This is a genomic window from Luteimonas padinae (assembly GCF_014652935.1).
Classification (GTDB): domain Bacteria; phylum Pseudomonadota; class Gammaproteobacteria; order Xanthomonadales; family Xanthomonadaceae; genus Luteimonas; species Luteimonas padinae.
Map to the genome: position 1 here is coordinate 387,824 of NZ_BMZT01000001.1, position 9,504 is coordinate 397,327.

General features: G+C 73.4%; 9 protein-coding genes. All 9 read left to right on the forward strand.

Annotated features, from left to right (window positions below):
* The first annotated feature begins 34 nt into the window (after positions 1 to 34).
* The gene (locus tag IE168_RS01770; RefSeq protein WP_225218168.1) at positions 35 to 292 is read left to right on the forward strand and encodes an FAD assembly factor SdhE; all 258 of its coding nucleotides are present in this window, start codon (positions 35 to 37) and stop codon (positions 290 to 292) included.
* Positions 240 to 692, forward strand: coding sequence for a hypothetical protein (locus IE168_RS01775; protein WP_189494481.1), 453 nt, complete (start codon positions 240 to 242; stop codon positions 690 to 692). Before IE168_RS01770 ends, IE168_RS01775 begins: the two co-directional genes overlap by 53 nt.
* 24 nt (positions 693 to 716) lie before the next feature.
* On the forward strand, positions 717 to 1,958 hold the full coding sequence (locus tag IE168_RS01780) for a lipoprotein-releasing ABC transporter permease subunit (RefSeq protein WP_189494483.1): 1,242 nt from the start codon (positions 717 to 719) through the stop codon (positions 1,956 to 1,958).
* The gene (gene lolD / locus IE168_RS01785; RefSeq protein ID WP_189494484.1) at positions 1,951 to 2,700 is read left to right on the forward strand and encodes a lipoprotein-releasing ABC transporter ATP-binding protein LolD; all 750 of its coding nucleotides are present in this window, start codon (positions 1,951 to 1,953) and stop codon (positions 2,698 to 2,700) included. Before IE168_RS01780 ends, lolD begins: the two co-directional genes overlap by 8 nt.
* A gap of 237 nt (positions 2,701 to 2,937) precedes the next feature.
* Positions 2,938 to 5,481, forward strand: a complete 2,544-nt coding sequence (locus IE168_RS01790; RefSeq protein WP_386659819.1) for a DNA internalization-related competence protein ComEC/Rec2 — start codon at positions 2,938 to 2,940, stop codon at positions 5,479 to 5,481.
* On the forward strand, positions 5,399 to 6,109 hold the full coding sequence (locus tag IE168_RS01795; protein WP_189494488.1) for a MotA/TolQ/ExbB proton channel family protein: 711 nt from the start codon (positions 5,399 to 5,401) through the stop codon (positions 6,107 to 6,109). Before IE168_RS01790 ends, IE168_RS01795 begins: the two co-directional genes overlap by 83 nt.
* A gap of 7 nt (positions 6,110 to 6,116) precedes the next feature.
* On the forward strand, positions 6,117 to 6,563 hold the full coding sequence (locus IE168_RS01800; RefSeq protein ID WP_189494490.1) for an ExbD/TolR family protein: 447 nt from the start codon (positions 6,117 to 6,119) through the stop codon (positions 6,561 to 6,563).
* Between the two features lie 200 nt (positions 6,564 to 6,763).
* Complete coding sequence (msbA, locus tag IE168_RS01805; RefSeq protein ID WP_229823004.1) at positions 6,764 to 8,428, forward strand: lipid A export permease/ATP-binding protein MsbA; 1,665 nt, start codon at positions 6,764 to 6,766, stop codon at positions 8,426 to 8,428.
* A complete protein-coding gene (lpxK, locus tag IE168_RS01810; RefSeq protein WP_189494492.1) occupies positions 8,425 to 9,429 on the forward strand; it encodes a tetraacyldisaccharide 4'-kinase in 1,005 nt (334 codons plus the stop codon). Before msbA ends, lpxK begins: the two co-directional genes overlap by 4 nt.
* The last annotated feature ends 75 nt before the right edge of the window (positions 9,430 to 9,504 follow it).

The window sequence follows — 9,504 nt, forward strand, 5'->3', positions numbered from 1 at the left end:
CGGCCACCGCCGGCGCGATCGTTCCGGGCACGCGATGACCATGCACGACGACGAGGCCGAGCTCCGCCGCCTGCGCTGGCGCTGCCGCCGCGGCATGCGCGAGCTCGACCGCCTGCTCGAGCGCTGGCTGGAGCAGGGCTGGCGGGATTCCCCGACGCACGAGCGCGAAACCTTCCTGCGGCTGCTCGACAGCGAGGACGATAGGCTGTGGAAATGGTTCCTCGGCCACGAACGTCCGGATGACGCCGCACTCGAAGCCCTCGTCCGCAGGATCGCCGCCCTGCCGCATTGACTGGCGGCCCTCGCGCTGGCTGCTGGCCGCGCTGCTGGTGCTGGCCGTGCTGGCCCCGCTCGCGGTGCTGGCCAGCGAACTCGCGCGCCCGGCGTCCTGGCTGCTCGCGGCCGCGGCCCTGATGCACGGCCTGCACCTGGCCTGGCGCGAATGGCGGCGTCCCGCCACCAGCGTGCTCTTCACCGCGGACGGCCGCGTACTGGTCGGGGAAGTCGAGGCCGACGACGTCCGGCTGCACTGGCGCGGGCCGCTGGCCTTCATGGCCTGGCGCGACCCGGCCGGCCGCCGCATGCGCCTGGCCTGGTGGCCCGACACGCTGCCGTCGCAGTGGCGCCGTGAACTCCGGCTGGCCGCGGATCGGTCCTGCACTGCGCGCAGACGGCCATCGGTGGCACCATAGCGGCCTTCGAGCCGGCGAGACCCGATGTTCAAACCACTGCCTGTCGCCATCGGCCTGCGCTACCTGCGCGCCAAGCGCCGCAACGGCTTCATCTCCTTCATCTCGCTGGCCTCGATCCTCGGCATCGCCATCGGCGTGACCGCGCTGATCACCACGCTTGCGGTCATGAGCGGCTTCCAGCGCGAGATCCGCGACCGCATGCTGCAGATGACGCAACACGCAACGGTCAGCGCCCACGGCGAGCCGATGGCCAACTGGCGCCAGGCGGTGGACGCCGGCAACGCCGACCCGCGCGTGGCCGCCGCCGCGCCCTACATCTCCACCGAGGCCCTGCTGTCGGGCAAGCGCCGCGAGCCGGCGATGCTGCGCGGCGTGCGCCCCGACGACGAGGCCAAGGTCTCGATCCTCGGCGAGCGCATGGTCGAGGGCGGCCTCGAGACCCTGACCCCGCGCAGCTACAACATCGTGCTCGGCCGTGAGCTCGCGCTGTGGCTGGGCGTGCGCCTGGGCGACAGCGTGGTCGCCACCACCGACTTCCAGGCCACGCCGATGGGCGCGGTGCCGCAGCTCAAGCGCTTCACCGTCAGCGGCATCTTCGAGGCCGGCTACCAGGACTTCGACCGCGGCCTGGCCGTGGTCAACATCGAAGACCTGCAGCGGCTGCTGCGCATGGGCGACGGCGTCACCGGCGTGCGCCTGCAGATGCACGACATGGACCAGGCCTATGCGGTCGCGCGCGATCTGGCGCTGAAGCTGGAAGGCCCGTACATGGTCAGCGACTGGACGATGGAGAACGCGCACCTGTTCCGCGCGCTCAAGCTCGAGAAGACCATGATCGCGATCCTGCTGTCGCTGATCATCGCCATAGGCGCCTTCAACCTGGTGTCCTCGCAGGTGATGCTGGTGACCGACAAGCAGTCCGACATCGCGATCCTGCGCACGCTCGGCCTGACCCCGCGCGGGGTGATGCAGGTGTTCATGGTGCAGGGCACCCTGATCGGCGTGCTGGGCACGGTGATGGGCGTGATCGGCGGCGTGCTGCTCACGCTCAACCTCGAGCACATCCTGCGCCTGATCGAGAAGCTCACCGGCGCCGAGCTGATGCCGGCGGACGTGTACTACATCACCGGGCTGCCGACCGACCTCAGTCCCCGGGACATCACCATCGTGGCGATCGTCGCGCTGGTCATGGCCTTCCTGGCCACCATCTATCCGGCGCGGCGCGCGGCGCGCACGGCGCCGGCGGAGGCGCTGCGCTATGAGTAGGACGGCCCTGGGATCCGCCGCGAACGCCGGCGTGGACGCGGCCCGTCCGGCCGACGAGGTGGTGGGCGCGCACGCCCTCGGCAAGACCTACGCCGAGGGCCGCATGCACACGCCGGTGTTCGACGGCCTGGACCTGACGGTCGCCGCGGGCGAGACCGTGGCCATCCTCGGCGCCTCGGGCGCGGGCAAGAGCACGCTGCTGCACCTGCTCGGCGGGCTCGACACCCCGACCGCGGGCGAGGTCTACGTCGCCGGCCAGCGCATGAGCACGCTGTCCGACGCCGACCGCGGCCGCCTGCGCAACCGCGCGCTCGGCTTCGTCTACCAGTTCCACCACCTGCTGCCCGAGTTCACCGCGCTGGAGAACGTGATGCTGCCGGTGCTGCTGTCGGGCGCCGGGGTGCCCGATGCCGCGGCGCGCGCGCGCGCGCTGCTGGAAGGCGTCGGCCTGGGCCACCGCCTCGAGCACAAGCCGGGCGAACTCTCCGGCGGCGAGCGCCAGCGCGCGGCCGTCGCGCGCGCCCTGGTCAACCGTCCCGCCTGCGTCCTCGGCGACGAGCCCACCGGCAACCTCGACGAGAAGACCGCCGCGACCGTGTTCGAACTGATGCTCGAGCTCAACCGCGCCGAGCGCACCAGCCTGGTCCTGGTCACCCACGACCGCAGCCTGGCCCGCCGCCTCGACCGCGTGCTCGAACTCCACGAAGGCCGCCTCCGCGAGATCTCCCCCGCGAGCGCCTGACCCCACGCCATACCCGCCGAAACCCTCGCCGCTCCCCCTGTAGGAGCAGCTACAGCTGCGACCCTCACGACCAGGACGCAAACGCACACCGCAGCGGCGGACCCCTACGCACCACCGCGGCGTCCCCCAATGCTGCCGGGTCCGGCGGTCGCGCAAGCTGCCGGGCATGTTCCCGCGCAGCTTCCATGCAGTCCGCGAAAGTCGTGCTCCGGAGCGGGGCTGGTTCGACATTGGTGCGTGGGGGTTGGCGTGGTCGCAGCTGTAGCTGCTCCTGCGGGTGTGGTCCCGACCTCGGGCCAGGTTCCGGTGGCGGCGTTCGGGGCCGGGACGGCGGCTGCGCTGGTGCTGGGGGCGCTGGCCTGCCTTCGGCTGCCGGCGCTGCCGCACGTGGCCGTGCTTTCCGTGCTGCTGGTCGCGGGGCTCGTCGGCTGGTGGCGGCTGTGCAGCCATTGGCGCTGGGGCGGGGCGGCGGTCGCGGGCTTCGCCCTCTGCGGCCTTCATGCGCTGGTGTCGCTTGGCGGCCAGCTGCCGGTGCGGCACGAGCGCGGCGACTTCACCGTGACGGGCCGCATCGTCGGTTTGCCGGAGGCCGAGGCGCGCCGCACCCGCTTCCAGTTCCGCGTCCATGACGATCCCGCGCTCCCGGACGTGCTGCGCGGCGCAAAGCTGCGCCTGTCCTGGTACGACAACGAGTGGTCCGACGAGCCCTCGCGCCGGCACGAGCTGCGGCCCGGTGCCGAGTGGCGCCTGCAGCTGCGCCTGCGTGCGCCGCGCGGGCTGCGCAATCCAGGCGGCTTCGATGCCGAGCGCCACGCGCTCGCGGAGCGCATCGCGGCCACGGGGTATGTGCGGGAACAGGCGACGGCGCAGAACCTGTCGCCACCGCGTGGGCTCGACGCCTGGCGTGACCGCGTCGCCGGGCGCATCGCCGCCGCGGTGCCCGGTGGGGCCTCGCGCTACGTGCGCGCGCTCGCGCTGGGCGACACCCGCGCCCTGGCCGACGACGACTGGCAGCTGCTGCGTGCGACCGGGCTCACCCACCTGATCGCGATCTCCGGCTTCCACGTCGGCCTGGTCGCGGGCGCGTTCGCGCTGCTGGGAGCGGCGCTGTGGCGGCTGTTTCCCGCGCTGGCCCACGCCATGCCGCGTCCACAGGCGGCGGCGGTGGCGGCGCTCGCCGGCGCGCTCGCCTATGCGGCCGTCGCCGGATTCGCCCTGCCCACCGTGCGCACGGTGCTGATGATCGCGGTGGCCGTGGCGGCGCGGCTCGGGCGGCGTCCGCTGAGTGTGTCGGGATCGCTGGCGCTGGCCGCGATCGCCATCGTCCTGGTCGATCCGCTCGCGCTGCTGTCGGCCGGCTTCTGGCTGAGCTTCGGCGGCGTGGCCTGGCTGCTGTGGTGCCTGCCCGATGCGGGGCGCAGGCCGCTGCGCGACTTCCTGTCGGCGCAGTGGGTGGCCACGCTGGGGCTGCTGCCGCTGACCGCGATCCTGTTCGGCCAGGCCTCGCTGGCCGGCCCGCTCGCCAACCTGGTCGCGATTCCGTGGTGGAGCCTGGTGGTGGTGCCGCTGTCGCTGCTGGGCACCGCGCTGGATGCGCTGCATGCGGGCTGGGGCACCGGCGCCTGGCGCCTGGCCGCGTCGGCGTTCGAGCTGTCGTGGCCGCTGTTCGAGCGCCTGGGGCGCAGTCCGCTCGCCCTGTGGTGGCTGCCCGAACCGGCCTGGTTCGCGCTGCCGCTGGCGCTGTGCGGCGCATTCTGGCTGCTGCTGCCGCGCGGCGTTCCCGGGCGTCCGCTGGCGCTGCTGCTCTGGCTGCCACTGCTCTGGCCCGACCGCGACCTGCCGCGCCACGGCGAACTCGATCTGGTGATGTTCGATGTGGGGCAGGGCACGTCGCTGCTGCTGCGCACTGCCGGCCATGCCACGCTCTACGACATGGGCCCGGCCGTGCGCGACGGCTGGGATGCCGGTGAGCGCGCGGTGGTCCCGGCGCTGCAGGCGCTGGGCGTGCGCCGCATCGACACCATGGTGGTCAGCCACGCCGACGCCGACCATGCCGGCGGCCTCGACGCCGTGCGCCGCCGCTTTCCCGGTGCGCCGCTGTTCGCGCCGGCCCGCGCAGGCATCGACGGCACCGCGGACTGCCTCGCCGGCAGCGGCTGGCAGCGCGACGGCGTCAGCTTCCGCTTCCTGCACCCGCCGCTGCACTTCCCGTACCTGCGCAACGAGGCCAGTTGCGTCCTGCGCATCGAGACCGCCCACGGCGCGATCCTGCTGCCGGGCGACATCGGCGAGGCGGTGGAGGAGCGGCTTGCCTGCCGGATCCCGGATGACCTGCCGGCGGACGTGGTGGCGGTGCCGCACCACGGCTCGCGGCATTCCTCGACCGCGGACTTCGTGTCCGCGACCCGGGCGCGGCTGGCCCTGGTGTCGGCGGGCCATGGCAACCGCTTCGGCCATCCCGACGCCGGTGCGGTGGCGCGATGGGAGGGGGCCGGGGCCCGCGTGCTCGGCACGCCGGAGGCGGGTGCGGTGCGGGTGAGGCTGGGGGCGGACGGGCTGGAGGTCGAGGCGGAGCGGCGGCGCAGGCGGCGGCTGTGGGATGCGGGGGGGCGCGAGGGCGGATCGCGGGCGGCGTCGCTGGCGGTATCCTATGCCCCCTTGTTTCCCCCGCGGGCCCCCCGGCCCCAGGAGTCGATACGTGCTGGAACTGGTCAAGGCAGGCGGGTGGCCGATGCTGCCCCTGCTGCTGCTGTCGGCGGTGGCGCTGGCGATCATCGTTGAACGGTTCTGGACGCTCCGCCGCAGCCAGGTGCTGCCTCCTGGCCTCGGCCGCGAGGTGCGCGACTGGGTCGGCCGCGGCAGCCAGCTCGACCCGGCCCACATCGAGTCCCTGCGCGGCAACTCGCCGCTGGGCACCCTGCTGGCCAGCGTGCTCGACATGCGCCACCACCCGCGCGAGGAGATGCGCGAGCGCGTCGAGGACGTCGGCCGTCACCTCGCGCACCGCATGGAGCGCTACCTCAACGCGCTGGGCACGATCGCCGGCATCGGGCCGCTGCTGGGCCTGTTCGGCACCGTGGTCGGCATGATCCAGATGTTCCTCGGGATCATGGACGTCGGCGTGGGCGACGTGAACGAGCTCGCCGGCGGCATCGGCAAGGCCCTGGTCTGCGCCGCCGCGGGCATGGTGGTGGCGGTGCCGGCGCTGATGTTCCACCGCTACTTCCGCGGCCGCATCGACGGCTACATCGTCGAGATGGAGCACGAGGCGATCGCGCTGATGGACGCGCTGGATCCGCGCAACCGCCGTCCCGCCGCCGCGGCCGCCGCCGCCGGCGCCCCGGTGCAGGGCGGCGCGCACGCCGGCCACACCGGCCACGGCGCCGCTGCGCGCCCGGCCGAGGCCTGAGCCCTACATGCGCATCCGCGACCGCCGCGCCGAGGACATCCCCGAGATCAACCTCGTGCCGCTGATCGACGTGATCCTGGTGCTGATCATCTTCTTCGTGGTCACCACCACCTTCGACGCGCGCTCGATGCTGAAGCTCGAACTGCCGCGCGCCGACGCCCGCCCAGCCGACACCGAGCAGCCCGCGCTGAGCGTGCTGGTCAACGCCGAGGGCCGCTATTTCATCGACGACCGCGAGGCCCTGCGCACCGACGTCGAGTCGATCAAGGCCACGATCCTGGAAGTCGCCGGCGACGACCGCGAGCGCCCGGTGCTGCTGCGCGCCGACGCCCGCACGCCGCACCAGGCGGTGGTGACCGCGATGGACGCGCTCGGCCAGCTCGGCTTCCGCCGCGTCTCGATCGCCACCGCGCCCGAGGCCGGCGCCGCGGCCGTGCAGGGCGCCGCGCAGTGAGCAGCGCGGGCGGGCGCAGGTCGCCGCAGCGCCCCGCCACGGGGCCCGCCGCCGGCCCTGCAGGGACGACGGCCGACGCCACGGGGCGGCCGGCGGGGTCGGCCCGGCCTGAGGTTGAAGCGTCACCACCATCCGCCTGGCAGACCTACCGCCGCCTGCTCGGCCACACCGCCAACTACCGCGCGCTGCTGGTCGTCGCCATGATCGGCATGGTGGTCGAGGCCGCCGCCGGCGCGGCCTTCGTCTGGCTGATGGAGCCGCTCACCAACGAGGGCTTCGTCGATCCGCAGCCGCGGATGGCGCTGATCCTGCCGGCCGCGATCATCGGCCTGTTCCTGCTCCGCGGCGCCGCCACCTTCTGCACCGACTACGGCATCGCGCGCGTGGGCCGCAGCGTGGTGCGCGACCTGCGCGAGCTGGTGCTGGGCAAGTACCTGCGCCTGCCCAGCAGCCGCTTCGACACCGAAGCCGTGCCGCAGATGGTCAGCCGCCTCAACTTCGATACCGAGCAGGTCACCCAGGCCAGCGCCGACGCGCTGAAGATGATCATCGCCGACGGCCTGACCATCGTCTTCCTATTCGGCCTGATGCTGTGGACCAGCGTCAAGGTCACGCTGGCGATGATCCTGATCGCGCCGCTGATCGGCGTGGTGGTCTGGTACGTGGGCGGCCGCTACCGGCGCATCAGCCGCGGCATCCAGACCGGCATGGGCGACCTGGCGCACAGCGCCGAGCAGTCGCTGGCGGCGCAGCAGGACGTCAAGGTGCACGGCGCGCAGGGCTTCGAGCAGTCGCGCTACTCGGCGCTGGCCAACCGCGTGCTGGGCCTGAACATGAAGGTCGAGGCCACGCGCGCGACCTCGTCGGCGCTGGTGCAGATCCTGGCCGCGACCGCGCTGGCGGCAATCGTCTGGGTCGCGATCCACGAGTCGCTGGCCGGGCGCCTGAACCCGGGCGAGTTCATCAAGCTCATGACCGCGATGATGGGCATCATCCCGTCGCTGCGCCGGATCACCAACGTGCAGAGCGTGCTCGGCCGCGGCGTGGCCGCCGCCGAACGCCTGTTCGCGATCCTCGACGACGAGGAGGAGGACGACCGCGGCCGCCACCGCGTGGAGCGCGCGCGCGGCGAGCTGGTGTTCGACGACGTCGGCCTGCGCTACGCCCGCGGTGACGCCAGCGCGCTGGATGGGGTGAGCTTCCGCGCCGCGCCCGGCACCGTGACCGCCATCGTCGGCCGCTCGGGCAGCGGCAAGACCAGCCTGGTGCGGCTGGTGCCACGCTTCTACGAGCCGACCTCGGGCCGCATCACCCTCGACGGCGTGCCGCTGGCCGACTACCCGCTGGCCGACCTGCGCCGGCAGATCGCGCTGGTCGGCCAGCGCGTGGCCCTGTTCGACGACACCGTGGCCGCCAACATCGCCTACGGCATCGACGCGCCGCGCGAGTCCATCCGCGCCGCCGCCGAGGCCGCCAACGCCTGGGAGTTCATCGAGCGCCTGCCGCAGGGCCTGGACACGCCGATCGGCGAGAACGGCTCGCTGCTGTCGGGCGGCCAGCGCCAGCGCCTGGCGATCGCACGCGCGATCCTGCGCGACGCGCCCATCCTGATCCTCGACGAGGCCACCGCCGCGCTCGACACCGAGTCCGAGCGCCTGGTGCAGGACGCGCTGCAGCGGCTGATGCCCGACCGCACCACGCTGGTCGTCGCGCACCGGCTGTCGACCATCGAGCACGCCGACCAGGTGCTGGTGTTCGACCAGGGCCGGATGGTGGAGCAGGGCACGCACCTCGAGCTGCTGGCGCGCGGCGGTCTGTACGCGCACCTGCACGCGATGCAGTTCCGGGAGGGCGCCGCGCCGTGAGTCGTCAGGCGCCGAAGTGGTGGTACCAGCCCGGCGCACGCGTGCCGCTGTGGGCGGCCGCGGTCGCGCCGCTGTACGCCTCGGCGGTCGCGCTGCGCCGGCGCCTGTACCGCATCGGCCTGCTGCGCCGGCAGTCGCTGAAGGTGCCGGTGCTGGTCGTCGGCAACCTGGTGGCCGGCGGCAGCGGCAAGACGCCGCTGACCATCGCCATCGTCGAGCGCCTGCGCGCCGAAGGCTGGACGCCCGGCGTCGCTACCCGCGGCTATGGCCGCGTCGACGCCTCGAAGGCGCTGTGGGTGGAGGCCGGCACGTCGCCCGGGCAGGCCGGCGACGAGCCCGTGCTGATCGCGCGCCAGTCGGAGGCCCGCGTGCGCGTGGACCGCGACCGCGTCGCCGCCGCGCGCGCACTGGCCAGGGCCGGCTGCGACATCGTGGTCTGTGACGACGGCCTGCAGCACTACGCGCTGGCGCGCGACATCGAGATCGAGGTGATCGACGGCCGTCGCCGCCACGGCAACGGCCGCCCGATTCCCGCCGGCCCGATGCGCGAGCCGGCCGCGCGCGGCGAAGACTGTGACTTCCGCGTGCTCAACGTCGGCAACGACCCGGACCTGGCCGCCGGCTTCGGCGAATGGCCGATGTGGCTGTCGCCCGGCGATGCCGTGCCGCTGGTCGGCGGCCGCCACCTGCCGCTGTCGGCCTTCGCCGGCCGCCGCGTGCACGCCGTGGCCGGCATCGGCGATCCCGAGCGCTTCTTCGGGATGCTGCGCGCGCTGGACATCGCGGTGGTGCCGCACGCCTTCCCGGACCACCACGCCTACGTCGCCGACGACCTGCGCTTCGGCAGCGACCTGCCGGTGCTGATGACCGCCAAGGACGCGGTGAAGTGCGCCGCCTTCGTCACAGACCGGCACTACGCCGTGCCGGTGCAGGCCGAGCTGCCCGAAGCCTTCTGGGTCGCCCTGCTCGCCAGGCTCCCCCGCCCCGCCGCCACCCTGTAGGAGCAACTGTCTTTTGATCAGGCGGGGGTTGGCTGCCACTGCCCGCCATCCCTGAGCATGGCGTTGATCTGCCCA